The 26,105-nt window shown below is 68.2% G+C and carries 19 protein-coding genes; 9 read left to right on the top strand and 10 right to left on the bottom strand.

Annotated features, from left to right (window positions below; genetic code table 11):
• Positions 1-14 precede the first annotated feature (14 nt).
• Positions 15-1,190, top strand: coding sequence for an acyl-CoA dehydrogenase family protein (locus K340_RS0109205; protein ID WP_051265573.1), 1,176 nt, complete (start codon positions 15-17; stop codon positions 1,188-1,190).
• Between the two features lie 61 nt (positions 1,191-1,251).
• Here the strand turns inward: K340_RS0109205 and K340_RS28620 are convergent, their stop codons facing one another.
• Positions 1,252-5,670, bottom strand: coding sequence for a carboxypeptidase regulatory-like domain-containing protein (locus K340_RS28620; RefSeq protein ID WP_154674153.1), 4,419 nt, complete (start codon positions 5,668-5,670; stop codon positions 1,252-1,254).
• A gap of 165 nt (positions 5,671-5,835) precedes the next feature.
• Between K340_RS28620 and K340_RS28625 the strand changes: the two genes are divergently transcribed.
• On the top strand, positions 5,836-6,804 hold the full coding sequence (locus K340_RS28625) for a helix-turn-helix domain-containing protein (protein WP_051265577.1): 969 nt from the start codon (positions 5,836-5,838) through the stop codon (positions 6,802-6,804).
• 124 nt (positions 6,805-6,928) lie between these two features.
• Here K340_RS28625 and K340_RS0109225 read toward each other — a convergent pair whose 3' ends face one another.
• Positions 6,929-8,017 (bottom strand): immunoglobulin domain-containing protein, encoded by a 1,089-nt coding sequence (locus K340_RS0109225; protein WP_154674154.1) that lies wholly within the window; start codon positions 8,015-8,017, stop codon positions 6,929-6,931.
• Between the two features lie 297 nt (positions 8,018-8,314).
• Positions 8,315-9,031 (bottom strand): GntR family transcriptional regulator, encoded by a 717-nt coding sequence (locus tag K340_RS28630; protein WP_051265579.1) that lies wholly within the window; start codon positions 9,029-9,031, stop codon positions 8,315-8,317.
• A gap of 528 nt (positions 9,032-9,559) precedes the next feature.
• Between K340_RS28630 and K340_RS0109240 the strand changes: the two genes are divergently transcribed.
• From K340_RS0109240 to K340_RS0109270, 7 genes are all read left to right on the top strand, one after another.
• Positions 9,560-12,250, top strand: coding sequence for a M14 family zinc carboxypeptidase (locus tag K340_RS0109240; RefSeq protein ID WP_051265581.1), 2,691 nt, complete (start codon positions 9,560-9,562; stop codon positions 12,248-12,250).
• Positions 12,251-12,351: 101 nt separating this feature from the next.
• Complete coding sequence (locus K340_RS28640; protein WP_051265583.1) at positions 12,352-13,647, top strand: threonine synthase; 1,296 nt, start codon at positions 12,352-12,354, stop codon at positions 13,645-13,647.
• 41 nt (positions 13,648-13,688) lie between these two features.
• Positions 13,689-14,414, top strand: coding sequence for an amino acid ABC transporter ATP-binding protein (locus K340_RS0109250; protein ID WP_029136517.1), 726 nt, complete (start codon positions 13,689-13,691; stop codon positions 14,412-14,414).
• 30 nt (positions 14,415-14,444) lie between these two features.
• Entirely contained in the window at positions 14,445-15,410 is a 966-nt protein-coding gene (locus K340_RS28645) for a transporter substrate-binding domain-containing protein (RefSeq protein WP_051265586.1), read from the top strand.
• A gap of 14 nt (positions 15,411-15,424) precedes the next feature.
• The gene (locus K340_RS0109260; RefSeq protein WP_051265589.1) at positions 15,425-16,150 is read left to right on the top strand and encodes an amino acid ABC transporter permease; all 726 of its coding nucleotides are present in this window, start codon (positions 15,425-15,427) and stop codon (positions 16,148-16,150) included.
• A gap of 1 nt (position 16,151) precedes the next feature.
• The gene (locus K340_RS0109265; RefSeq protein ID WP_029136519.1) at positions 16,152-16,808 is read left to right on the top strand and encodes an amino acid ABC transporter permease; all 657 of its coding nucleotides are present in this window, start codon (positions 16,152-16,154) and stop codon (positions 16,806-16,808) included.
• Between the two features lie 114 nt (positions 16,809-16,922).
• Complete coding sequence (locus tag K340_RS0109270) at positions 16,923-18,194, top strand: MFS transporter (protein ID WP_029136520.1); 1,272 nt, start codon at positions 16,923-16,925, stop codon at positions 18,192-18,194.
• A 13-nt stretch (positions 18,195-18,207) separates the two neighbouring features.
• Here the strand turns inward: K340_RS0109270 and K340_RS0109275 are convergent, their stop codons facing one another.
• The 7 genes from K340_RS0109275 to K340_RS0109305 form a co-directional block, all read right to left on the bottom strand.
• Complete coding sequence (locus tag K340_RS0109275; RefSeq protein ID WP_029136521.1) at positions 18,208-19,491, bottom strand: hypothetical protein; 1,284 nt, start codon at positions 19,489-19,491, stop codon at positions 18,208-18,210.
• Positions 19,492-19,560: 69 nt separating this feature from the next.
• On the bottom strand, positions 19,561-20,835 hold the full coding sequence (locus tag K340_RS0109280) for a metal-dependent hydrolase family protein (protein WP_051265702.1): 1,275 nt from the start codon (positions 20,833-20,835) through the stop codon (positions 19,561-19,563).
• 47 nt (positions 20,836-20,882) lie between these two features.
• Positions 20,883-21,809, bottom strand: coding sequence for an NAD(P)-dependent oxidoreductase (locus K340_RS28650; RefSeq protein ID WP_051265593.1), 927 nt, complete (start codon positions 21,807-21,809; stop codon positions 20,883-20,885).
• The gene (locus K340_RS28655) at positions 21,806-22,993 is read right to left on the bottom strand and encodes an enolase C-terminal domain-like protein (RefSeq protein WP_051265594.1); all 1,188 of its coding nucleotides are present in this window, start codon (positions 22,991-22,993) and stop codon (positions 21,806-21,808) included. The genes K340_RS28650 and K340_RS28655 overlap by 4 nt, the downstream gene beginning before the upstream one ends.
• Positions 22,990-24,255: an amidohydrolase family protein gene (locus K340_RS28660; RefSeq protein ID WP_051265596.1), complete on the bottom strand. Its 1,266-nt coding sequence runs from the start codon at positions 24,253-24,255 to the stop codon at positions 22,990-22,992. The genes K340_RS28655 and K340_RS28660 overlap by 4 nt, the downstream gene beginning before the upstream one ends.
• Complete coding sequence (locus K340_RS0109300) at positions 24,252-25,079, bottom strand: carbohydrate ABC transporter permease (RefSeq protein ID WP_029136523.1); 828 nt, start codon at positions 25,077-25,079, stop codon at positions 24,252-24,254. Before K340_RS0109300 ends, K340_RS28660 begins: the two co-directional genes overlap by 4 nt.
• Positions 25,076-26,020: a carbohydrate ABC transporter permease gene (locus tag K340_RS0109305; RefSeq protein WP_029136524.1), complete on the bottom strand. Its 945-nt coding sequence runs from the start codon at positions 26,018-26,020 to the stop codon at positions 25,076-25,078. Before K340_RS0109305 ends, K340_RS0109300 begins: the two co-directional genes overlap by 4 nt.
• Between the last annotated feature and the right edge of the window lie 85 nt (positions 26,021-26,105).

Raw genomic sequence — 26,105 nt, forward strand, 5'->3', positions numbered from 1 at the left:
GCGACAATCGGCAGATGCCAGCCACGCCGCAGTCACCCCTGGGCCTGTTCGCCACCGACGAGCTGATCGGCGAGGACGATCGGGCCATCCGCGACACCGTGCAGCAGTTCGTCAGCGACCGGATCCGCCCGCGCGTGGCCGACTGGTACGAGGCGGCGAGCATCCCGGCCCGCGAGCTGGCCGTCGAGCTCGGCTCGCTGGGTCTGCTCGGCATGCACCTGGAGGGTTACGGCTGCGCCGGCACCACGGCCACCGCCTACGGCCTGGCCTGCATGGAGCTGGAGGCCGGCGACTCGGGCCTGCGCTCGCTCGTATCGGTCCAGGGATCGCTGGCGATGTTCGCGATCTGGAAGCACGGCAGCGAGGAGCAGAAGCAACAGTGGCTGCCGCGGATGGCCGCCGGCGAGGCGATCGGCTGCTTCGGCCTCACCGAACCCGACTTCGGCTCCAACCCGGCCGGCATGCGCACCCGGGCCCGCAAAGACGGCTCCGACTGGGTACTCAACGGCAGCAAGATGTGGATCACCAACGGCTCGATCGCCGACGTCGCCGTGGTCTGGGCGCAGACCGACGACAAGGTGCGCGGCTTCGTCGTCCCGACCGACACCCCAGGGTTCACCGCGCCGGAGATCACCCGAAAGATGTCGCTGCGGGCATCCGTCACCTCCGAGCTGGTCCTGGACAACGTGCGGCTGCCGGAATCAGCGGTGCTGCCGGAGGCACGTGGCCTGTCCGGCCCGCTCTCCTGTCTGACGGAGGCGCGGTTCGGCATCATCTTCGGCGCGCTCGGCGCCGCCCGCGACTGCCTGCAGACGGCGATCGGCTACGCCGCCGATCGCGAGATCTTCGACAAATCCCTGGCCGGCTATCAACTGACCCAGGCCAAGCTCGCCGATATGACGCTCGAGCTGGGCAAGGGCATGCTGCTGGCCCTTCATCTGGGCCGCCGCAAGGACGCCGGGACCCTCCGGCCGGAACAGGTGAGCCTTGGCAAGCTGAACAACGTTCGTGAGGCCATCGCCATCGCGCGGGAGTGCCGCACCATCCTCGGGGCCGCCGGCATCACCGCCGAGTACCCGATCATGAGGCACGCCAACAACTTGGAGTCGGTGCTCACCTACGAGGGCACCTCCGAGGTGCATCAACTGGTGATCGGCCAGGCGCTCACCGGGCAGGCTGCCTTCCGCTGAGCTCCGGCCGGCGCGGGCGCACCAGACGTCTTGATCCGTCAGGCCACCAGCGGCGGACCGGCTACCGCTTGATCAGCGCGAAGTTCTGCGTGCTCGTCTCACCCTTGCGGATCTTGACCACCTTGACCTGCGGCTTGTAGCCGTCCTTCGCGGCGATCACACTCACTGGGCTGTAGCCCTTGTCCAGCCACAGCCGGTACTCACCGGTGGAGTCGGTGGTCAAGGTGTAGGAGACGGGGCCGCAGGAGTTCTTGGTGTACATCGTGCAGACCTCGACCGTCACGCCGCCGATCGGCTTGCCTGCGGTGTCGGTCACCGTGCCGGTCAGGTTGCCCCAGCGGGCCGGCGGATTCACCTGCAGCGCAACCCCGATGGGGTCGAGCCGGTAGGGCGTGTCGGTCTGTACCTCGAGATCGGCGCGGTAGGCGCCCGGCTGCGCGACCGCTGTCGAATCCAGGGTGACCCGCACCTTGACGGTCCGACCGGGCGCGACCACGAGCGAGTTGTTCGCCGGTTGCAGCCAGCCCACTTCGTCCGCGGCGGCGCAGTCGTAGCCGGGGAGCTGCTCGGCGAACGGAGTGGCATCCAATTGTTGTGGCGCGCCGCCGACCCGGTACAGCCCGCAGACACCGCCGCCGCGGTAGAGGGCGTTGGTCGCGTTCGGCAGGTCGGCCCAGCTGTCGGCGGCCGGGTCGTACTCGAATGCCTGGTTGCTGACCAGCCCGCCGATCACCCCGCCCACCATCTGCAACCGTCCGCCGGATGCCGATGCGGCGGCGCCGGCGACGGTGGCCGGAAGATCGGCACCCTGTGTCCAGGCGTCCGATTCCGGGTCATAGACGTAGGTTTCGGCGTACTCGGTGGAGGACTCGACATCGACGCCGCCGGCGCAGACCAAGCGGTCGACCACCCCGGCACACGATTCGAAGACGACGGGCTTCGGGTAGTCGGCGCGCCGGGTCCAGCTGTCGGCGGCCGGGTCGTAGCTGTAGACGGCGGCGGACTCGCCGTCGCAGTTGTCGCCGCAACCTCCGACCACATACATCTTCCCGCCGAGCACCGCGGAGGCGCCTGCGGTCAGCGGCTGCGGCAGATCGGCCAGCACGGCCCAGCTGTCCGTGCCCGGGTCGTAGGCATAGGTGGTTTCGGTGCTCTTGCCGGCATCGTCCCAACCGCCGGCGACGTACAGCTTCGCGCCGATCAGCTCGCCCTGCGCGGCCTCCCGCGGGCCGGGCAGGTCCGCGATCGCGGCCCACTGCTGGGCAGCGGGGTCAAAGCGGTACCCGGATGCGACCGGGCCGGCGCCGGCCGTGCCGCCGACCGAGTACACCGTGGCGCCGAGAGCGGCGACCGCGTTGTCCATGATCCGGGTCGGGAAGTTGGCGATCGGCTGCCAGGCGTCACCGGCAGCGCCGACAGCCGGCCTGGTCGGGACGCCGTCAGCCGTCAGACCCGGGGAGCCCGAAGGCATTTCGGTCCCGACACCGACCCCGCTCAACGGTCGGTAGCTGACCGGAACCGTGAGCCGGCTGGTCGGTGCACCGGCTGCTGTGCCGGTACCGACGCCCGTGCTCGAGATCATCGGCGTCACTCCGAGGTCCCGCTCGGCCAGATCAACCTGCACCGGTTCGGTCCCGGTGTTGCCGAACGTGAGCACCTTCGACTTCGCGGCGCCCAGCCGCTCGGTGATCGAGATCGACCCGGCACTCACCGTGAGCCGGCCCGCGTGAAGCTGGAAATCACTGCGTACCACGGAATCCGCCGGAACCGTCACGCCGGCGGTGGCCGTCCGGTACTTGCCGTACGCCGCGCTCAGCTCGGTGCCGCCGGTGTGGGAGCTGTAGAGCCAGTAGAAGCCGTCCGGCAGCTGCGGGTCGTCGGCGGTCGGCGCGCTCACGCCGAAATCACCGGCGGGTGCGCCGCTGGACACGGTGACGCCGTCCAAGGCTTCACCGGTGTTGTGGTCGACCACGGTGCCGGCCACCAGTCCGCCGGGAACCGGGTCGCAGGACCGGCTTCCGAGGTAGACATCGTCCAACTGCCACCAATTGTCGTACTGCCCGACGTAGCGGAACCTCGCCTGTACGGCGGCTTTACCGGCGGCCTGCGGAATCGGGATCGAGACGTGTCCCTGTATCGATTGGGTGCTCTGCTCCCAGACGGGAGTCCAGCTGGCCCCCTGGTCCAGGCTCAGCGACACCTGTGCGACCGAGTTGCCCCAGGCCGAGTAGTCGGTCTGGAAGCCGATCTCCGGATGCTCGATGTCGCTCAGATCGGCGACCGGTGAGATCAAGCTGGTGTCGTGCGCGGCCGGAAAGTACCAGTCGTCGACGATGGCGAACCCGCCGCTACCGCCGGTGCGGTTCCCCTTGCCGCCCAGGTCGTCGAAGGCCCACACCTTTCCGGTACCGGCATCGTCGGTCACCGACCAACCGGCGCCGGGCTGGCCGGCCCAGCCGGTGAAGTCGGTGGACTCCCCGGCATAGCGGTAGGCGTAGCCCGGTGTGGTGCAGCTGAGCGCGTCGACCGGGAGGTCGATGTCGGTGCGGTTCGCGGTCGGTGCGCCGGCCCTCGCCGGGGTCGCCCCGGCTGCTTTCGTGCCGCGTGGTCCCTGAATCGGCAGCGAGTTGACCGGAGTGCCGGTGAGATTTGCCGGTACGTCGACGGTCTGATAACCGGGGAGGTCGGCGGCGACGGCATGCAAGGTGTACGCGGCACCGGTGGGCAGCTCGATGCTGTAGCGGCCGGTGTACGGATCCGAGTAGACGGCGCCACCGGGATCGGCGTCCACGGTGATCCTGGCGCGCAGCGGCCAGCCATGACCCGACCCGTCGCTGACGGTGCCGGAAACAGTGCGGCTCGCCAGCTTCGGCAACGCGAAGTCGGCGGAGGCACCGTTAACGGTCAGCTGCACGTCGGTGGTGCGCTCGGCGTAGCCGAACAGCCGGGCGGTCAGCGTGTAGCTGCCGACGGGCGCCGTCAGCAGATAGCTGCCGTCCGTGCCGCTGGTGGCCGTGAAGCTGCCACCGTCCGCCGGAGCGGCCGTCACGGTCACGCCGGCCAGCGGCGCACCCGTGGAATCGGTGACGCTGCCGGCGATCTCGCCCACTTCGCCCTGGGTAAGGGCGGCGATGCCGTTCGGGGTACCGAGGCCGGTCGGGCCGTCCCAGCCAGGCCCGGCCTGGCACAGCAGGGTCCCGCACGGACCGTTCGCCCCGGTAGTGACGTCGTTGAGCGCGTTCGGGTTCGCATACGGGTATGACGCCGGGTAGGTGTTCGGGGTCGGACGCCCGGCCAGTGCGTACATGCCGGACATCAGCGGCGCGGCCAGCGAGGTGCCGCCGAATTGTGCCCAGCCGCCCCAGCCGGTGCTGTTGTAGACGGCCAGACCGGTCTCCGGGTCCGCGTCGGCGGCGATATCGGCGGTGGCCGAGCGCTGACCGCAGCCGGTGTCGACGGTCTGCTGCCAGGCGGGCTGGGACTCGTACAGCGAGCAGCCCGAGCCCGCGCCGTCGCCGCCGGAGGCGCTGCCCCATACCGACTCTGCCCAGCCGCGCTCGGAGCCGTCGCGGTGCAGCGAGGTACCGCCAACGGAGAGCACGGTCGGGCTGGTGGCCGGGAACGATTGCACGTTGCCGGTATCGCCACTGGACACCACGATCGCGGTACCCGGGTGGTCGTAGTACTGGTCGTAGTCGAGCTGCGCCGGGGTCTCGCCATCGATGCCGTAGGAGTTGGAAACCACGGTCACGCCGAGCCCGGCGGCGGTGTTCACGGCCTCGGCCAGGTCGTCGAGGCTGGCCGAATCACCGTTCACCAGTAGGAGTGTGCACTTCGGGCAGGCGCTGGAGACCGCATCCAGATCGAGTGCCGCCTCCACCGACCAGTCGGGGTCATCCGCGGGGTAGTCGGTGCCGCCACGCTGGTCGATCTGCCGGAAGCAGCCGTTGCTGACGGTGCAGGCGGGAAGTCCGTAGTGCGAACGGAACACCGCAAGATCGGCCTCGGCGGCGGCGTAGCCGCCGGCCACCACGATCGCCACCGTCTGACCTTCACCGCCGGCAGGGAGCTGGTAAGCATCCTGGATATCGGCCGGGCCGAGCGCACCGGTCGGCGGCCCGTCGGCCTGCGCGATCCGTGCGCCGGCGGGCGAAGTGTAGGCGACCGCGAAGCACCGAGCGACCGGAATCGCGCTGGCGCGTTGCTGCGCGGTGAGCGTGGCGCAACCGGCGGGCTGGTACCGGGGATGATCGGAATGCTTGACGTAGCCGGGTGTTTCGTCGGCTCCGGAACCTGTCGAGGCGTCGGGCGAGGTGGAGGTGGCCGGCGGCTGAGGGCTGGTCGGCGATTCGGCGGTGACGGTGCCAAGGCCTGCTGCCGATGACGCCGCTGCGGCTGCTGGCACGGCGGAAACCAGACCGGCCAGCATGACCAGTACGGCCAGCGCGACTCCGATGGCCGGGCGCCGGGTTCTGCTCATGCTGATCTCCTCGTTGGTACCGACAGGTTCACCGCGGTCGCGGTTCGGGGCGGCCGGGAACGGACACGCGGTGCTCACTAGAGATACTGTCCGCTTGTTACCACTACGGGCAAGACGGTTGTGCGTCCGGAAGTGGACAGCTGACCTCTACAGGACGGAACCAGCATGTGGGACATCGTCGGGATCAGGGAGACCGAGGAGCGGGTGTACGAAACACTGGCCCGGCGCGGACATTGCGACGTCGGCGATCTCGCCGAGGCGACGGGACTGCCGCGTGGCCGGGTGTCGAAGGCGGTGACCGAGCTGGTCGATCACGGGATGGTGACCCGGTTATCGGGGCGGCCCACCAGGTTCGTCGCTTCGCCGCCGGATCAGGTCGCCGGCTCGCTGATCGCCGGGATGGAGCAGCGGCTATCGCAATTGCGGGGCCACGCGCGAGATCTCGCCGAGCAACATCGGCGGGCGACGGTATCGCGGGATCATCCGGCCGACCTGGTGGAGATCGTCGAGGGCGGCGCGAACGTGGCCAGCACGTTCCGCCGGCTGCAGCAACAGGCGCGGCGTGAGGTCCGCGGCTTCGACCGACCGCCCTATCTGACGAATCCGGTGGAGGGCAACCAGGAAGAGACGCATCAGCGGGCGAGCCGGGGCATCACCTATCGGGTGGTGTACGACCGGTCGGCGCTGACGATCCCCGGCCGGATGGCGGACATCTGGGCCGGCATCCATGCCGGCGAGCTGGCCCGGGTCGGCGATGTCCCGATGAAGATGGTGCTGTGCGACGACATTGCCGCGTTGATCCCCGCATCGACCACGGAGTACACCGCCGACGCCGCTTACCTGATCCATCCGTCTTCGCTGCTGAACGCCGTCAGTGCGTTGTTCGAATCGGCCTGGGACCGGGGCAGCCCGCTCAACCGGGTGCAGCACAACGAGAGTGACGATGCAGTGTCGGTCGACGACGTCGACCTGCTCGGGCTGCTCGCGGCCGGCACCACCGATGAGGCGATCGCCCGCAGTCTGGGCTGGAGCCTGCGCACCGTGCGGCGGCACGTCCGGCGACTGATGGTGCAAGCCGGCGCCCAGACCCGGTTCCAGCTGGGCATGGAGGTCATCCGCCGGGAGTGGATCTGAGGGCGGATGCGGTGCCCGACGCGCTCGGAGCATCGTTCGGACGGCAGAAGCCCGGCGGGCGGTTCGATCTCGAACTGCCCGCCGGGCTGGTGCTGCGATGGCCGGTCGCGTGCGAAACCACTGGCTAATTGGCGGCGTACCAGACCACGACGGGCTTCTGCCAGTCGGTGTGGTCGGTGATCTTCCACCGGCCGCCGGCCGCCGCGGTGGCCGGAACCTCCACGACCGAGTAGAAGGAACCGGTTGCGTTGCGGTACATCTCGTTCAGCGAATAGATGCCGTTGTTCCAATAGAACTTGTCCGTATCGGTGTAGGTGCGACCGTTGCTGCCAACGAACTCGACATCGAGATCCCACCAGGCGGCCGACGAGCCAGACGCGAGGTAGCGCACATTGAACTCGCCGACCACGTAGCGGTTCCCACTGCTCGGGCCAGGGCTGAAGCCTTGAGCCTTCACTGAGGCCCAGGCGTTCGGGTTCGAACTCGCGAGATTGACGCGCCACCCCTTCAGACTGGTGGCCAGGCCCACGCGGTACGGATCCGAGCGGGTCGACTGCACGCCGAGGGTGACTGGCTTGGAGATGACCTGACCGGAGCCGGTGCGCACGACGACCCGGAACTGGGTGCCGTTCTGCGCGCTGGTGGCTCGGACATTATGGGTCGAATGGACTGCGCCCGAGATGTTCGTCCAGGTCTTTCCGACCAGCTTCTGCCAACGATAGGTAACGGCGTAGCCGGTGGCCTTGACGGCGAATGACGCGACTGCACCGGCCGTGACTCGCTTGCTCGCCGGCTGGCTGGTGATGACCGGCTTGGGGATGACGACGGTCAGCTTCGCCGCCGCCGAGACAGTCTGGCCGGCGACGTTGTTCAGCACGACTCGATAGCTGGAGCCGTTGCGCGCCGCGCTGGCCGTCACGTTGTGATAGCTCTTCGTCGCGCCGGCGACGTACGTCCACGACTTGCCGGGAAGCTGTTGCTGCCAACGATATTTCACTGCATACCCGGTGGCCTTGACCGTGAAGGTCACTTGCTTGCCGACTGCGACGCGCTTCGATGCAGGCTGAGTGGTGACCTTCGGTTTGGTGACGGCGGCGAGGGTCGCCGTTGGTGCCATCGTCAGGGCACTTTGCGCGGGCGCTCCGGGATCGGCTGCCTGGGCGATGGTGGTACCGCCTACCGTGAGCGCGGTCGTGACAGCCAGCGCCAGCACGCTGCGATGGATGACGTTCAACTTCATTCCAGCTCCAACAGGGTGGTAGGGCCGATCGGCGAAAGCCGAGGGACGATCGACGGGAGGAGCAGAGGGGCTTACGTTACGAAGTGGCATATTGTCGGAGCGCGGAGATACTCACCCATTCTGCTGATAGCAGACTGTAGCATCGGTCGCCGACCGTCACCGTCCTCGAAAGGATGAATCGGCACGACCCGGTCGGCACCCTCATGGGCGCAGTGCGGTGAACACCGGAGGAGCTCGATCCGGCGCCGCCGTCAGACATGAGGGACGGAGCTAGGTCTCCGCCCTGCCAGTCGCCTGCAGTGCGTGGCTCAGGCTGCCGTCGTTCGAATCGCCCCGATGCAACTCGAGGTATCGACGCAATGCCTTGCTGGCGTGCTTCACGTGGCGTCGGACCAGCCGCTCGGCCGCTCCGGCGTCGCCATTGCGAATGGCGTTGGCGATCGCCTCATGTTCCGTCAGCGCCGCGGGCAATCGGCCGGGCGCCTGCGCCGACAGCCTGTTCCCGAGCCGCACCTGGGCAATCAGGTTTTCGGCGATCGGTAACAGTCGCGCGTTGTTCGAGCCCTCCCAGATCCGTCGGTGGAACAGCAGGTCGAGGTCGCCGTAGGAGACCAGATCGCCGGCCTCGACGGCCGTCCGCTGCTCGGCCAGCAACATGTCAAGGTCGTCCGCGATCGACGCATGTCCGGACGCCGCAGCGGCCCGCCGGCCGGCGATCCCGTCGACTGCCTCGCGCAGTTCGTACAACTCGAGCAGGTCGTTGACGCCGACCTCGGGGACGAAATACCCGCGGTGCGGGATGGTGATCAGGAAGCCTTCGCGCTCCAACGCCGCCAGTGCACCCTGCAAGGGCGTCGGGCTGAGCCCGAGTTGTTCGGCCAGCGGCCGGACCGTCACTCGTGAGCCCGGCGCCAGCGTGCCGTCCAGGATCGCGGCCCGGACACTTTCGTACGCGGCCTGCACGAGCGTCTGACGCGGCACCGTCATCCGACCCTCCTCACCGATCGATGGTTGACGAAGAGTGATCTCCCGGTGCACTCACATCCGACCATGCATCCAGAAGTTGCCCATTCGGCGCATCACCTGTGCACTTTACGTCCCACGGGGGCGTGAGGTTCACCGTCGGTCGGCGCGAACGGGCCAGCGCGGGCCGGCGCGGCTTACCTCTGATCCAGCTCAGATCTAACTTTTAATTTGAAATGAAGTATTGCATCCAACAGTGGGTGGTGGTTACCTAACGGCTACGTACGAGGGCCATGGTTGGCCGTGGGCAGGCCATCTCCGTCTCCGCACGATGCGCGCCGCCCCTCCGTGCGACCGGCCCCGGGTGTCCCACCGACCGATCAGCACCGGCGACGTACCTGTCTGCGCCATCGAGCAACTGGATCGGGACGCAGAGCTTCTCCGAACCGAATTGACGGAACCCAGCAAGAGGTTGCAGAACGTCCGCCAGACCTTGCGGTCGGGCGGCGGTCTGCAGCCGTGGCGAACGACCGCGGAAGGCGGAGTCGTTAAATGAACAACAGTGAAGGCATCGGACTGTCCCGAAGGACCCTGTTGCGCAGTAGCGCGCTGGCATCGGCAGCGCTGGCGGTGGGCGCAGTGGCAACAGCCGAACCGGCGGCGGCAGCGGCTCCCCCACTGGATCTGGCCGGGCCGGTGCGCCCGGCGGTCAGGGTGTCGGCGGCAAAGAAGTCCATCCCGACACCGGAGCAGTACTTCGGGTTCAAGATCGGCTCGGAAGGCAAGCTGGCGACCTGGGACCGGATGGTCCCGTACTTCGAGATGATCGCCGAGCGCAGCAACCGGGTGACGTTCGAGAAGGTCGGTGATACGACCAACGGCCACCCATACATCCTGCTGACCATCAGCTCGAAGAAGAACCTGGCAAACCTGGACAACCTGGTTGAGCTGAACTCCAAGCTGGCCGATCCCCGCGGTCTGTCGCCGACCGAGGCGAAAGCCATTGCCGCTGAAAGTGTCCCGTTCTACTACGTGCAAGCAGGCATCCACTCCACCGAGGTCGGGAACTCCCAGGCGACCATCGACTGGGCCTATCGGCTGGCCACGGAGGATTCGGACTACATCGAGGGGCTGCTGGACAACCTGGTGATTCTCCTGAACCCGTGTCAGAACCCGGACGGTCTGGTGCTGGTCAACGACTACTTCACCCAGACGGCCGGTACGGCCTATGCGCGTACCTACCCCGACCTGTACAACCGCTACAACGGGCACGATGACAATCGCGACTGGTTCATGCTGACCCAGATCGAGAGCAAGTTGAACGCGTCGATCCTGAACAAGTACCACCCGCAGGTGTTCCAGGACTCGCACCAGGCCGGATCGGGTTCACCGCGGATGTTCACGCCGCCGTATCTGTCGCCCTACGACATCAACATCGATCCGATCCTGGTGCAGAGCACCGATACCGTCGGCCTTGCCATGCAACGCGGGATGACGGCTGCCGGCATGAAGGGCGGTGGGTGGGGTTCCACCTACGACTACTGGACCCCGTCCCGCCAATACTGCGTCTACCACGGGGCGGTGCGGATCCTGACCGAAGCGGCCAGCTGCTCGAATCTCGCATACACGCTCACCAGCGACAAGCCGATCGGTCGCCAGGACACGGACATCAGCTTCATCCAGCCCTACGACAAGACGACCTGGTCGCTGCAGCAGATCGTCGACTACGTCACGGTGGCCTTCTACTCGGGCATCGAGTCCGTCGCCTACGACACCTTCAACTGGCTGTACAACTCGTGGAAGGTGGCGACCAACGCCGTCACCAGCACCGCACCCTTCGCCTACGTCATTCCCGCCGGCCAACGCGATCCGCAAGCGGTGCTGGACACGTTGAACATCTTCCATACCGGCAATGTCGAGATCAGCCAGGCGTCCTCGGCCTTCACCGCGGACGGAAAGTCGTATCCGGCGGGCTCGTACATCATCTTCATGCAGCAGCCCTACAAGGGATTCGCCAAGACGCTGTTGGAGGTACAGGACTATCCGCAGCTGTTGGAGTACCCGGGCGGGCCGCCGCAGCGTCCCTACGACGTGACCGCACAGACGCTGCCGATGCTGCTCGGCTTCCAGGCCACCGCCGTCACCGGCTCGTTCTCGGCGGCGGCCAAGAAGCTGAAGAACGTGAAGCCGGAACCGGTGACCATGCCGCCGGCCCCGCCCGCCGGGGGTGCCTACGTGCTCGGGCCGGAGTCGTACGGGGTGTTCCGGATCGTCACCCGCTTGCAGGCGCAAGGCATTCCGACCTTCCGGGCGGCCGCGGCGTTCAGCGACGGCGGCCGTGACTTCGCGCCGGGCACCTGGGTGGTGCCACCGACCAGCGCTGCCCGAACAGTGCTGCAGAACCAGGCGCCGAAGACCGGGATTCCGGTCGGGGCCATCTCGGCGGTGCCGAAGGTCAAAGGCCTGCGGCTGAAGTCGCGGACCCGGATCGGCATGTTGAAGCCGGCCGGCAACGCACCGTCCGGCTGGATGATGTGGACCTTCGACCAGTACAAGGTCAACTACCAGGTCGTCAAGGCGCAGCACTTCGCCAATCTGGCCGGACACTTCGACGCCATCATCATGCCGCAGGGCGTCAGCAAGTCGAAGATCGTCAACGGTCTGGACTCGACGAAGTATCCGAAGGCGGACTGGAGCTGGGCCTTCGGTGTCGGTGAGGACGGTTACGCCAAACTGGCCGACTTCGTCACCGGCGGTGGGACCCTGATCGCCTTCGGTAGCGGAACCGACACGGCCGTCGACCTGTTCGGGCTGCCGTTGACGTCGGTACTGCCGACCGAGAACACCGAGTTCTACTGCCCGGGATCTCTGCTCAGCCAGGAGATCGACACCACCAGCCCGGCCGGCTGGGGGATGACCCCGGACAACCCGGTCTGGTTCGACGGGGATGACGCGTTCGAGATCACCGACGCGGCCAAGTATCCGCATCAGGTGGTGGCCAAGTATCCGGACAGCGGCGAACAGTTGCAGAGCGGCTGGCTGATCGGCGGTGAGGCGTTGAACGGTGCCATCAACGGAGTCTCGTGGACGGTCGGCAAGGGCACGGTGCTGACCTTCGGCAGCGAGATCGCCTTCCGGACCTGGAACCGTTCCGAGGAGCGGATGATCTTCAACGCGATGTACAACGGGCCGGCGACGGAGCTGACGGCTACTCAGTTCTCGAACCTGAACACCGTCGTCTGACTCGCTGACGGAGATGGTTCGACCCAGGTACCGGCGCAGCCCGACGCTGCGCCGGTACCGCGGACCGTCGGAAACCTCAATTCAACAGAACGGACGTCGGCGTGCAAGCAGCACAACAACAATGGACCAGTGCACTGAGCCATCTGGAATGCGCCCGATGTGCCACCAGGTACGACCCATCGGTGCCGCAGAACCTGTGCACCTGCGGGTCGCCGCTGCTCGTCCGTTACGACCTCGAGCAGGTGGCCGCCGGTGCGTCCCGGTCGGACCTTGCCCGCCGTCCGCCCGACCTCTGGCGTTACCGCGAACTGCTGCCCGTCCTGGATCCCGCCAACGTGGTGGGCCTCGGCGAGACGATGACCCCGATCCTCGCGCTGCCGGAATACGGTCGGAGGATCGGACTGCCCGGGCTGATCACCAAGGACGAGTCGGCGCTGCCGACGGGCAGCTTCAAGGCCCGCGGTGCCGCGGTCGGCGTCTCCAAGGCGCGGGAGCTCGGCATTGATCGAATTGCGCTGCCCACCAACGGCAATGCCGGAGCCGCCTGGGCAACCTACGCGGCACGCGCCCGGATCGAATGCCTGGTGGTGATGCCCGAGGACGCGCCGAAGCTGACCAGGATGGAGTGCGCGCTAGCCGGGGCGAGGCTGTTCACGGTGGACGGCCGGATCGCCGATGCCGGCCGGATGGTGCGACAGGCGGTCGACAAGGGCTGGTTCGATGTCTCCACCCTGAAGGAGCCCTACCGCATCGAGGGCAAGAAGACGATGGGCCTTGAGCTGGTCGAACAGTTGGGCTGGCGGGTGCCGGAGGTGATCGTCTATCCCACCGGAGGTGGCGTCGGCCTGATCGGGATCCACAAGGCGATCGGCGAACTACTCGCCCTCGGCTGGATCACCGGCAAGATGCCCCGGCTGGTGGCGGTGCAGGCCCAGGGCTGCGCACCGATCGTCAAGGCCTTCGAATCCGGCGCCGAAACGGCTGAGCCGTGGCCGCCGGAACAGGCGCACACCATAGCGTTCGGCATCAACGTCGGCAGCGCGCTGGGTGACTTCCTCATCCTGCGAGCCCTGCGGGAGAGCGGTGGTACCGCGATCGCCGTGCCCGATGCGCAGATCGCCGCCGAGCAGGCCCGCTGCGCGGCTGTCGACGGAGTGCTGATGTGTCCGGAGGGCGCGGCGACGCTGGTCGCGGTGCTCCGGTTGCGGGAGCAGGGCTGGTTGGCCGGCGATGAGGAGGTACTGGTGCTGAACACCGGTAGCGCTCTGAAGTACGAATCAGCGGCCGTCGTGGCCGAGCCGCTTCGACTGCGCCAGGACGAGCGACTGCCGCCGTCGGCCACCGAGCCGGCGCCCGGCGGCCGGACCCGCTGGGGGACGACGGAGGTGCCGGGGTGACCGGCGGCGCGTCGCCCACCGCCGGAGCGGCGCCGGAGCCGATGGTCGAACTGCGCGGTGTGCACAAGAGCTTCGGCGATCATGAAGTGCTCAAAGGCATCGACCTGCGAATCGCTCGCGGCGAGGTGGTCGCCATCATCGGGCCGTCCGGCGGCGGGAAGTCCACCTTGCTCCGCTGCGTCAATCTGCTGGAGTCGGTGACGGCCGGTCAGGTACTGCTGGAGGGCACCGATCTGACCGCGAAAGGTGTTGACCTCAACCTGATCCGGCGTCGGATCGGGATGGTCTTCCAGCAGTTCAACCTGTTCCCGCACTTGAGCGTGCTGCAGAATCTGACGCTGGCGCCGCGCAAGCTGCTCAAGCGGGAGCGCGCGGCCACCGAGGAGCGGGCGCATGCGCTGTTGGCCAGGGTCGGTCTGCGGGACAAGGCGCAAGGGTTTCCCAAGCAGCTCTCCGGCGGCCAGCAGCAGCGGGTGGCCATCGCCAGGGCGCTGATGATGGATCCCCACGTGATGCTCTTCGACGAGGTGACCTCGGCGCTCGATCCGGAACTCGTCAGCGAGGTGCTCGACGTCATGCGCGACCTGGCCGAGTCGGGAATGACGATGTTGTGCGTGACCCACGAGATGGGATTTGCCCGAGAGCTGGGTGATCGCCTGGTGTTCGTCGACGGCGGGATCATCGCCGAACAGGGCGACCCGAAACAGGTACTCGACCACCCCGAGCAGGACCGTACCCGCCAGTTCCTGCGCAAGGTACTGCGATGAACGCCATGACCTCCAGGAGAGGAACCTGAGATGAAGCTACGAATCGGAGTCCTACTGTTCGGCCTCGCCGTGGCCGCGACCGGATGCGGCGGCTCGACGGACAACGGCGACGGTGCCGGCAGTACGCCGGCACAGGCCGGCAGCAGTATCGAGGCGTCGGGTGGTGGCGCCAGCGGTTCCGATGGGACCGCGGCTGGGACAACAGGTCTGGACGTTCCGCTGCCGGCCGAGGTGCAGGGCAAGGGCAAGCTGGCGATCGGGGTGAAGTGCGACTATCCGCCGTTCGGCTACATCGACGAGTCGGGCAAGAACGCCGGGTTCGAGATCGACCTCGCCCACCAGATGGCCCAGTACGCGTTCGGGAGCCCGGATGCCCTCGAGCTGACCTGTGTCACCGGCACCAACCGGGTGCCGTTCCTGACCACGAACAAGATCGACCTGATCATCGCGACCATGAACTACACCCCAGAGCGGGCCCAGACCATCGACTTCACCACCCCGTACTTCGACAGCGGGGTGAAGTTGTTGGTGCCCAAGGACTCCGCCGTCACCTCGTTCGCGGCGCTGGCCGGCCAGACGGTGATCTCGATCAAGGGCACGACCGCCAGCATCTGGCTGACCCAGTGCATGAGGGACGTCCATCAGCAGCTGTTCGACCAGACCAGTGAGGCGCTGACGGCCTTGAAGCAGAACCGCGGCGTTGCCTTCGCCCAGGACGACACGCTGCTGGTCGACCTCGCCGCCAAGAACACCGATCTTGCGGTGGTCGGCGATGCGAAGGCCGACAGTCCGTGGGGGATGGGGGTTCGCAAGGCAGACAAGGCAATGTTGGACTGGACGAACGCCGCCTTGCAGAAGATGCAGGCAGATGACGTTTTCTGGGCGGACTTCCAGAAGGCCGTCCCGGACAGCGCGGTGCAGCAGCAGTTCGAGAAGTTCGTGCCGCGGCCGGCCAACTCGCTGAGCTATCCCGAGGGCGACGTGTTCAAGTGTTGAGAGGCAGCTGACCGGTGCTCACCGAACCAGTGCCCGCCAACAGCGCTCTCGGCCCCGGCTTTCTCGCCGACGGCGGATATCAGTTCCACTGGGGCGTTCTCGGCGATCATCTGAGCGAGCTCTGGGACGGACTGCTGCGGACCCTGGCGATCAGCGCGATCGGGATGGCCGGCAGTGTGGTGGTGGGAGTTCTGCTCGGCGGCGCCGCCGCCCTGCGGATTCCGGTGCTGCGGACCCTGATCTGGCTCTACGTCGAGATCTTCCGCAACACTCCACTGCTGGTACAGATCTTCTTCCTGTACTTCGCCCTGCCGGACATCGGCATCAGCCTGAGCGGGTTCACCGTCGGCTGGCTGTCGTTGGTGCTGTGGGGCGGCGCGTACAACGTGGAGAACTTCCGGGCGGGATTCCAGTCCGTCGACCCGGCCTACGTCGAGGGCGGCCGCGCGCTCGGATTCCCCCGGCTGGCGACCTTCCGCCTGGTCAATCTTCCGCTGGGTTGGCGGGCCGCGCTGCCGTCGGTGACCAACACCCTGATTTCGGTGTTCAAGAACTCGTCGTTCATGATCGCGATCAGCTACCCGGAACTGACCGAGACCACCGTGAACCTCGTTGCCGTGAGCTTCCGGGTCTTCGAGCTGTTCATCGCCATCGGTGCCGTCTACCTGGCACTGGTCTGGTTGATGTCGCTCGGTGCCCGGCTTATCGAGCGCCGCTTCGCGATACCGGGAGGGTTCTGACATGCCGGCCTGGGTCGGACCCGTTGCGTCATATATGGCACAGGGCCTGTGGACGACACTGCTGCTCGCCCTGCTGAGCAACGTCATCAGCCTGTTGCTCGGAACGGTCATTGGGACGCTGCTGGTGTTCCCGAACAGACTATTGCGCGGCCTGCTGCGCATCTATGTCGAGGTGTGGCGCGGACTGCCCATCATCATCATCCTGTTCTTCGTCTTCTTCGTGCTGCCGATCATCCACATCGAGGTGGACACCTTCGTCGCGGCGACGGTCGGCCTGAGCCTCTGGGGCAGCGCCAACGTGGCCGAGGTGGTCCGTGGTGCCGTGCAGTCGGTTCCGCAGGGACAGCAGGAAGCGTCCGCGGCGCTTGGCTTTCCCTGGCACAGCCGGATGCGCTACGTGATCTTGCCGCAGGCGACCCGCCGGGCGCTTCCGCCGTTGGTCGGGTTGGTGGTCAACATGATCCAGCAGACATCGCTGGCGGCGATCATCGGTCTGCTGGATCTGCTGGAGGCATCGCAACGGTCGATCGAGCGGCTGACGCTCAGCGGTGGCAGCACGCACGCGGTGCCGATTCTCGGGGCGGTGCTGCTGATCTTCTTCGTGGTGTGCTTCCCGCTCACCGTATTGTCCCGGCGATTGGAGGGTCAGCGGCACTAGTCGACGCCGGACGGTGTGGCTGCAGTACCCGCGCCGGGTGAATGCCGCCACCGATGATCTGATGAGCTGTGCAGCAGGCCATCATCGGGTGAGCGGACGGGAGAGCGGCGAGCAGTGAACGACCAAGCTGTCTGGCAGGCCGAACCGGCCGTCGTCGCGGTGCAGCGCCGCACAGTGCGGCTGCTGGCGTCCGCCCAGATCGTCGGCGGTATCGGGATCGGCGCCGGTGCCTCGCTCGGCGCCCTGCTCGCGGAATCGGTCACGTCCTCGGAGTCGATGGCCGGGTTGGCCAGGACCGCAGCCACCCTGGGCGCCGCGGTGGTGGCGATCCCGCTGGCCACCCTGGCCGGTCGCCGGGGCCGTCGCACTTCGCTCGGCCTCGGCTGGGCGATCGCCGCGGTCGGTGGCCTGGCGCTGGTGGTCTCGGCCGCGCTCGACAGCGTCGTCATCCTGGTCCTCGGCATGCTGATGTTCGGTTCCGGCACCGCCACGAATCTCCAGTCGCGATATGCCGCAACGGATGTCGCGCTGCCCGCCCGGCGCGCCGGGACGCTGTCACTGGTCGTCTGGTCCACCACCATCGGGGCGGTACTCGGGCCGAACCTGTCCGGCCCCGGCGCGGCGGTGGCCGAGTGGCTGAACCTGCCGGAGCTGGCCGGCGCGTTCGTCATCTCCGCGGTGGTACTTGCCCTGGCCGCGCTGCTGATGTCGTTCCTGCGTCCGGATCCGTTGCTGCTGGCCCGACGCCGCACGCCCGCGGTGGTGCACCCGCCAGGAACCAGCCCACCGAAACGCAACGTCGCTGCGGCGCTGTCGGCCGTCCGGTCGTCACCGGTCGCGCGGTTCGCACTGGTCACCGTTGTCCTGGGGCAGACCGTGATGGCCGCGGTGATGACCATGACGCCGGTGCACATGACTCACCACGGTGCATCGTTGGAGCTGGTCGGGATGACGATCAGCGTGCATGTGCTCGGCATGTACGCCTTCTCGCCACTGGTCGGCCGACTCGCCGACGTCTGGGGACGGGTCCAGACGATCGTGCTCGGGCAGCTGCTGTTCCTTGCAGCCGCGGTACTGGCCGGCCTGTCCAACTCCTCGACCGTGCTGGTGACGGCCGGCCTGCTGCTGCTCGGGCTGGGCTGGTCGTGCTCGCTGGTCGCCGGATCCGCGCTGCTGGTCGAGTCGGTGCCGGAGCAGATCAGGACCTCGGTGCAGGGCACCTCGGACATGCTGATGAACGTGTTCGCGGCGATTGCCGCAGGGGTCTCCGGACCATTGCAAACCGCCTGGGGCTTCGGCGGTCTCAACCTGGTGGCAGCCATGCTGACGGTTCCGGTATTCGTGCTGGTGCTCGGCATGCGCCGGTGGGTCGTTCGGGTGACCTGACGTCGGGGTTGCGTCAGGGGGATGACGGGGATGACGCGACCGCTGTGCCGTCCGTCGGCCGAAGGGTCCCGTCACCACCGGGGAGCAGGGCCAGCACCACGGCCGCCAGCAGGACGGCCCCCAGCACAATGGTCCAACCCGTACCCAGGTCGGCGAACAGCAGGATGATCCCGACGATCCCGGTGACCGCCCATGCGGCGATCCGTCGAATCAGCACCGCATGCTCGTCGGCCGCGGGTCCCCAGAGCTTGCCGGCGAAGCGGCGCACCGCCACCGCGGTCCGACCGCTGGAGAACACCCAGGCGAGGACGGCGACCACGAACGCCACCGCAACCACGATCCGCAGCCCGTCGCGGAGCCCGCGCAGCACGTCATTGAAGATCGCACTGATCGCGCCGGGGTGGGCGAGATCGGTGCCGGTGGCGGTCAGCTTGTTCTCCACGATCCGCAATCCGACCGCGAGCAGCAGCGATCCCAGGATGGTCGCCACCGCCACCCGGACGACGGCTGCCAGCCGGTCGACCGCCAGCAGCACCGCGCCGATCGCGACCACGATCCACACAGCGAAGATCACCCAGAACGCGCTGGTGGCCAGCTTGTAGTACCCTCGCAGGGCGTTCGTCTGGGTGGCGTCGACCAGGTCGTAGCGCAGGTCGGTGTCCGGAATGTTGGCAGCCCAGGCGTGGCCGTTGTCGACCAGCTGCTGGCGGACCGCCGCGACCACCGGTTGCAGCTGCAGCGCAAGACCGCCCTCCTCGGTGAGCAGAACGCTGGTCCCGTCCATGATGGCGGTGAACTGTTGGTGCGTTGCCGTCTGCAGCCGGTCCCAGATGTTCTGGAACTGCGATGAGGTGAGCACCGAGGTCACCGCGTTGCGGACGATGCTCTCCAGGCCTTGATTCAACGACGACGCCAGGGCCTGGGCGGCGGTCAGCACTTTGTCCGGCATCCGCTCGAAGCTGTTGAGCCAGTCGATCAGCTGCTGATCCAGATCGAGGGATTCGACCTTGGTCATCACCGCCTGGGTCACCCGGTCCTCGATGGCCGCCTGTACCTCGGCCTCGTTGGCCAGCGGTGCGGTCGCGGCCACGTAGGCCTGTTCGTTCGACAGAATCAGCCGGGTCCAGCCGGTGGCAAGGGTGAGCGGGGTGAGCCCGAAGATGAGCACCACCAACACCCAGGAGGTGATCCGCCGGCCGCGGTGTCGCGGCGAGGCACCTGAGGACGCGGCAGCGGCGGGTTCGGCCGCAGCGCCGGTCGCCGGATCGCCGGTGGGGATGGGTGCGGTGTCTGCCATGGATACATAGTGGGCCGCGGTGCGGTGCCGGCGCTCACCCGCCTGGGGTGAGCCGCCCGCCATGCCGCGTCAGCCGAGCCGGCCGGCGACCACCACACCGTCCTGCACGACGGCCCGCAGCCGGGACTCGGCCAACACCGAGATGTCCTGCAGCGGGTCTTCGTCCAGCACGACCAGATCGGCGGCCGCCCCAGGAATGATCTGTCCCAGTTCGCCTTCCCGCTGCAGCACCGTCGCCGCGACGGTGGTCGCCGCCCGGATCACCTCGAGCGTCGGCTGGTGCTCGGCGCGAATCGCGAATTCGCCGGCCTGGTGCCGCTGCATGGCGCCGAGCAGGTCGGAGCCGTAGGCGGGATTGAGGCCGGCGGCGTGCAGCAACCGCAGCGCGCTGATCCCGCCGTCGAGTACCGCGCCGACCTTCGCCACCGACTCCGCCGGCAGCCCCAGACCGGCGCCCTCGTCGGCCAGTGCCCGGTAGGTCACCAGGTTCATCGTGACGAAGGCGTTGTGTCGCTTGACGAGTGCCACGGTCTCCTCGTCGATCAGGTTGCCGTGCTCGATGGTGCGAACCCCGCAGGCCAGCGCCCGCTGGATGGCTCGCGGGGTGTACGCATGGGCCGCCACGTACCGGTTGGCCGCCTCGGCCTCCTCGACCACGGCCCGAATCTCGTCGAGAGAGTACTGGGTGGAATCGATCCGGTCGGTCGGCGAGGCGACGCCGCCGCTCACCATGATCTTCAGGTGGTGGGCGCCCGTGCGCAGTTCGTCGCGGGCGGCCAGCCGGACCGCGTCGACGCCGTCGGCGATCCGGCTCAGGCTCGGACAGCACCGGTGCTCGACGTCGGTGGTGCGGCCGGGGCCGCGGGCGTCGCCGTGGCCGCCGGTCTGGGACAGCGCCCTGCCGGCGAAGAAGATCTTCGGCGCCCGCAGCAGTCCCTCACGCTGGGCCCGGTGAATGCCGAAGTCGGCGCCGGCCATGTCCCGGACCGTGGTGAAGCCGCGATCGAGCATGTCGCTCATCAGCCGGGCGGCGCCGAACATCACGTACGAGGTCGGGGTGTCCATCAGTTGCGACAGATCCGCGTCGACCGCCAGCACGTGCACGTGGCAGTCGATCAAGCCGGGCAGCACGAACCTGCCGGTCAGGTCGACGCGCTCGCCGGCAGGAGCGGCGCCCGCCGGGGCCGGCTCGGTGATCTCGACGATCCGGCCGCCGGTCAGTCGGATATCGGCGGTGCGCCAGGTCCCGGCCGCCACGTCCAGGAATCGCGCAGCGCCGAGGGTGATGTCGGCCGCCCTGGGCGTCGGGTGGACGGAACTGCTGCTGAGGTCGGGGTGCGTCATCGGGGCCTTCCTGGCGGCTGATCGCTGCATCGTGGAGCGCCCAGATCTTAGTCGGTCGGGGGGATGCCGAAGGCGACCCGCAGGTGCCCGGCGACGATGCCGCGAACCCGCTCTCGTGCTTGCCACGTGCCGGCGGCGACATGCGGGGTGAGCCGGACGGAGTCGAGTTCCCGCAGGGGATGATCGGCCGGGAGCGGCTCCTCGGCGAAGACGTCCAGCACGGCGGTGGCCGGGCGCCCGATTCGCAGCGCCGCAACCAGATCCGGCTCGACCACCAAGGCGCCTCGCGCGGTATTGATGAGGATGCTGTCGGCCGGCATGCTGGCCAGCAGCGGCGCGTCAACCATTCCCGCGGTGGCGGGGGTCAGCGGCGCGTGCAGGCTCACCACATCGCTGGCTGCGAACAGCTCGGGAAGACTGACCCAGCCCGGGTCGGTGCCGTCGGCGGGTGGCCGGGAAGTGGTGTGCAGCACGGTGGTCCCGAACCCGTTGAGCCGGCGCTCCACCGCCCGGCCGATCGCGCCGTGGCCGACCAGCCCGACAGTGACGGATCCCAGTTCTCGCCCGAGAGGCTGTGCCACCCAACCGGTTTCCCGCAGATCCCGGGGTCGGCGGAGCGCGTCGATGATCGCCGCCACGGTCCAATCGGCGACGGCGTCGGCGTTGTAACCGGCGGCGTTGACGATCCGCAGGCCGCGTTCGCCCGCGGCGGTCACGTCCAGCGACACCTCGATCCCGACCGCCGGCACCACCACCAGTCGACACCGGTCCAGCTGGCCGATCGCCGGCGCATCCAACACCAGCCGGCGGGCCGCGTCGGCGATCACCACGTCCGCCCGACGCAGCGCCGAATACGCCGCGGTGACGGGGAGCTCACGTTCGGCCACCACCACCTCGACCGCACCGGGAACCCACTGGCGCACCAGCTCATCGGGATAGTCGGACAGGCAGACCAGCACCCCGCCGTGACTCACAGGATCCGTCGCGATCGCACCGCCGACTCGTCCAGCGCCATCCCGAGCCCCGGGCGGGTGGGAGCCCGGAGGTAACCGTCGACCGGCACCACCGGCTCGGCCAGGAAGTGTTGATACAGCGGCATCAGCCGCACCAGGTACTCCTGCTGCTGGACCAACGCCGGCGAGCTGGCGAACGACAAAGCGCTGTTGCACTGCATCGATTGCCCGTGGAAGACGGCGGTGCCGCCGGCCGCGGCGATCAGCGCCAGGATCTTCCAGGTCTCCGAGATCCCACCGGCCCAGTGCGGGTCGGGCTGATGCACATCCAGCACCGCGCTCCGCAGCAACTCCTGGTAGCCCCACCGGGTGTATTCGTGTTCGCCGCCGGCGATCTGCACCTCGGACGGCAACCGGTGGCGCAGCGTCCGGTAGCCGTCGATGTTGTCGGCCAGCAGCGGCTCCTCGATCCAGCCGAGGCGCAGGCCCTGACACTCGCGGGCGACCCGGACGGTGAACTCGACATCCCAGGAACACCAGGCATCCAGCATGATCTCCGCCTGCGGGCCGGCACCCTCCCGGGCGGCGGCCACCAGTTCGACCACCCGGTCGACGCCGGCCCGTCCGTCCTCCGGTCCCCAGCGCGGAAACCACTTCACTCCGGAGAAGCCCGCGGCCACCAGCTCCCGGCTCCGCTCGCGGACGGCCGATGGCTCCAGGCTGTCGCCGAGCGTGGACGCGTAGGCCGGGATACGGTCGCGGGTCGGGCCGCCCAGCAACCGGTGGACCGGCTGGCCCAGCAGCTGACCCCGCAGATCCCACAACGCGCAGTCGACCGCAGACAGCGCAACCATTCCGGCACCGCGCCGGCCATGGATGGAGGAACGATAGGCCAGATCCCACAGGTACTCCGACGCCATCGGATCGGCGCCGATCAGCAGCGGCCGCAACATCGAGTTGATCAGAAAGGCCGACTCGGCGGAGATCTGCATCGTGGTGCCGATCAGCCCGTCGTCGGTCCGGATGTGCAGCGCGATGGAGGTCACGACCACCTCGTCCGGTCGGTCCGCCGGCGGGAACACCTCCGGCCCGAGGGCGCGTCGGTCCGGATAGATGTCGGCCGGCCGGCGCAGCCGGTCGGCGAAGACGCCGCCGGGAGCCGACCGGACCCCGGTGTACTCGACGCATTCGACGGCGGTGATCACGGTCGACGTGCCTCCTCGGATCGTTGCTGACGGGTCTGTGCGGACCAGGCTGCCACCGGACCGGTGACGGTGCAGCGGGTCTCGGCGACCAGTCGGCCGCGTCGCCAGACCCGGCGGCCCGCGCCGGCCGCGGCGAGCGGGCTGCCCGCCTCCGGCGTGCGCAGCGCGACCAGGTCGGCGACCGACCCGGCGACCGGGCCGGCGGACGGCCGGTCCATCACCCGTCGGCCGGCGTCCGTGACGAGCCGTATCGCCTGCGCTGCGTCCAGGCCCGCGGCCAGCGTCAGCAGGCCGGCGGTGTCCAGCGGGTCGAGCCGGCCGGTGGGATTGAACGGATCCTGCACGTTGTCGCCGCCGGCGGCCACCTCGACGCCGGCGGCCAGCAAGCGATCCAGCGGCGGCAGTCCGCCGGTCCGGGAACCGGCGCGCTGCAAATACAGGTTCGTGGCCGGCAGCGTCACCACGCGGATGCTCTTGCGTGCCAGCAGTTCGGCCACTTCGTCCACCACCGACCCCGGATGTTGGCCCAGCGAGACGCAGTGGCTGGCGGTGACCGGGATCGAGTCGGGTGCCTGTTCGGCCAGCCGGCGCAGCAGGAACACCGACGGATCCATGGTCTCGTCCAGGTGCAGGTCGATCGGCACGCCCCGGTCGACCGCGACGTCGAGCAGCGCGTCCAGCGCCGCCTCCGGTTCGGCCTCCAGTGACGGGTTGCCGCCGACCACGTCGGCGCCGGCGTCCAGTGCGTCGCGCAGCAACCGGGTGTGGCTGTGCCAGTGCTGATCCGCTGCCGGGCCACCGAGGTGCGCGACGATCTGCAGATCGATCAGCGCGGCCGCCTGCTCGCGGACCGTCGCGATCGCCTCGACGAACCTGGTGCCGGCCAGCCGGCCGCAGCCGATGTGCACCCGGGCGGTCGTCACGCCGTTGCGGACCAGGGCGGCAACCCCGTGACGGGCCCGGCCGATCACGTCCGGAGTCGGCGCGGCGAGCAGCCGCTGGTAGCTGGTCATCGCGCCGCGCAGGGAGCCGTCCGACCAGCCCCGGTCCGCGGTGAACACCTTGTCCAGGTGCAGGTGTGGCTCCACGAAGGCACCGAGGAGCAGGTCGCCGGACAGGTCGACGCAGGGCGTGGCGGCGGCCACCGCCAGCCCGGGGCCGACCGCCGCAACCAGGCCCCCGGTGATCAGCACGTCCGCACGGGAGCCGTCGAGCAGCCGGGCATTGCGCAGCACCAGTTCGCCGGCCGCCGGTGCCGTCATCCCTTCACCCCGCCGCCGGCGATGGCGGTGACGTATCGCTGCAGGTAGGCGAAGACGATGAGCACCGGGATCATCACCACGACCCCGGCGGCCAGTAGCCGGCCCCAGTCGGTGGTGTACTCGCCGATCAGCGAGTTCAGCCCCACCGATAATGTCCACTTCTTGTCCGTGTCGATGAAGGTGTTGGCGTACAGGAACTCCTCCCACACCTGGATGACGACGAAGACCGCGGCGGCCATCACGCCGGGCATGGCCGGCGGCAGCACCACCTTCCAGAGCGCCCGGAACCGCGAGCAGCCGTCGATCATCGCTGCCTCCTCGATCTCCACCGGGACGGCCAGGAAGTAGTTGCGCAGCAGCCAGATGCAGAACGGCAGTGCGAACGACACGTACACCACGGTCAGCCCCACCAGGGAGTTGAGCAGGTTCAGCGACTTCACCGTCGTGTACAGCGGGATCACCAGCATCACGGCCGGGAACATCTGGGCGGCCACCACGATCAGCAGCATGCCGCGGTTGCCGACGAAGGTGAACCTGGCCAGGCCGTATCCGGCCAGGATGGCCAGGAACAGGGCGATCAGCGTGGTGCCGACGGCAACCATCGCCGAGTTGAGGAAGTATCGGAAGAAGTTGGTGTCCAGCAGTGCGGTGTAGTTACCGAAGTAGAGGTGGCTGGGCAGCAGCCGCTGGTCGACCCCGTTGAGTTCGGCCGGGGACTTGAACGAGGACACGAACATCCACCCGAACGGGACCAGTGCCACCAGCACCAGAACGGCCGCGCCGAGGTGACTCCAGACGCTGCTGTGAGTGCGGTCGGTCGTCACGACCGCCTCCCCTTGCTCCGGCCCTCGACGACGAAGAAGTACACCACGGCGATGATCAGCATCAGGACGAAGATCACCACCGATGCGGTTGCGGCCATCCCGAGGTCGAGGTCCTGGAAGGCGGTGCGGTACGCGAGGGTGGTGAGAATGTCGGTGCTGCCGACCGGTCCGCCGCGGGTGAACAACCAGATCCCGTTGAAGTTGTTGATCGAGCCGGAGATCGTGGTCAGGCAGACCAGGGCCAGCGAGGTTCGGATGCCGGGCAGCGTGATGTGGAACCAGCGTCGGAAGGCGGAGGCGCCATCGACGGTGGCGGCCTCGTACTGCTCGTGCGGGATCTGCTGCATGCCGGCCAGCAGAATGACTGCGGCGAACGGGGTCCACTTCCAGGCCCCGATCACGATCAGGGTGGGCAGCGCGGTGGCGGTCGAGGCCAACCAGGCCGGCGGGGCCTCCAGCAGGCCGCTGTTGCGCAGCAGGGCATTGATCGGACCCTGCGCCGGGTCGAGCAGGAACCGCCAGATCAGCGCCACGATCACGCTGGGCACCACCCACGGCACGATGATGCTGGTCCGGACGAATCCGCGGGCGAAGAGCTTCTTGTTCAGGATGTTCGCCACGAACAGCGCCAGACCGACCTGAGTGACCAGCGAAGCGATCGCCCAGACAGCGGTGCGACCGAGTACCCCGAGAAACTCCTCGGAGCCGATCAGGTCGACGTAGTTGGAGAACCCGGCGAAGCTGTCCTTGCCCGGCGCGGCCAGCGAGGAGTGCAGGAAGCTGGTGCCGATCGCCGAAATCACCGGGTAGCCGATGATGAGCGCCATCACCACGAATGCCGGGGCGATGTACAGGACGGGTTCCCACCGGCGCCTGCGCCGCCGAACCCTGGTGCCCGCACCGGGTGTCCGCGCCGCAGGCGGTGCCTGCAGGATGCTCATCTTCGGCTCCTCTGCCACAACTCGGCACGGTGTCGTGCCCTGGTGATCTGTTGCCCCGCCGGATCGTCCGGCGGGGCCCGTCGCA

Source organism: Nakamurella lactea DSM 19367 (genome assembly GCF_000426645.1).
Taxonomy (GTDB): Bacteria; Actinomycetota; Actinomycetes; order Mycobacteriales; family Nakamurellaceae; genus Nakamurella; species Nakamurella lactea.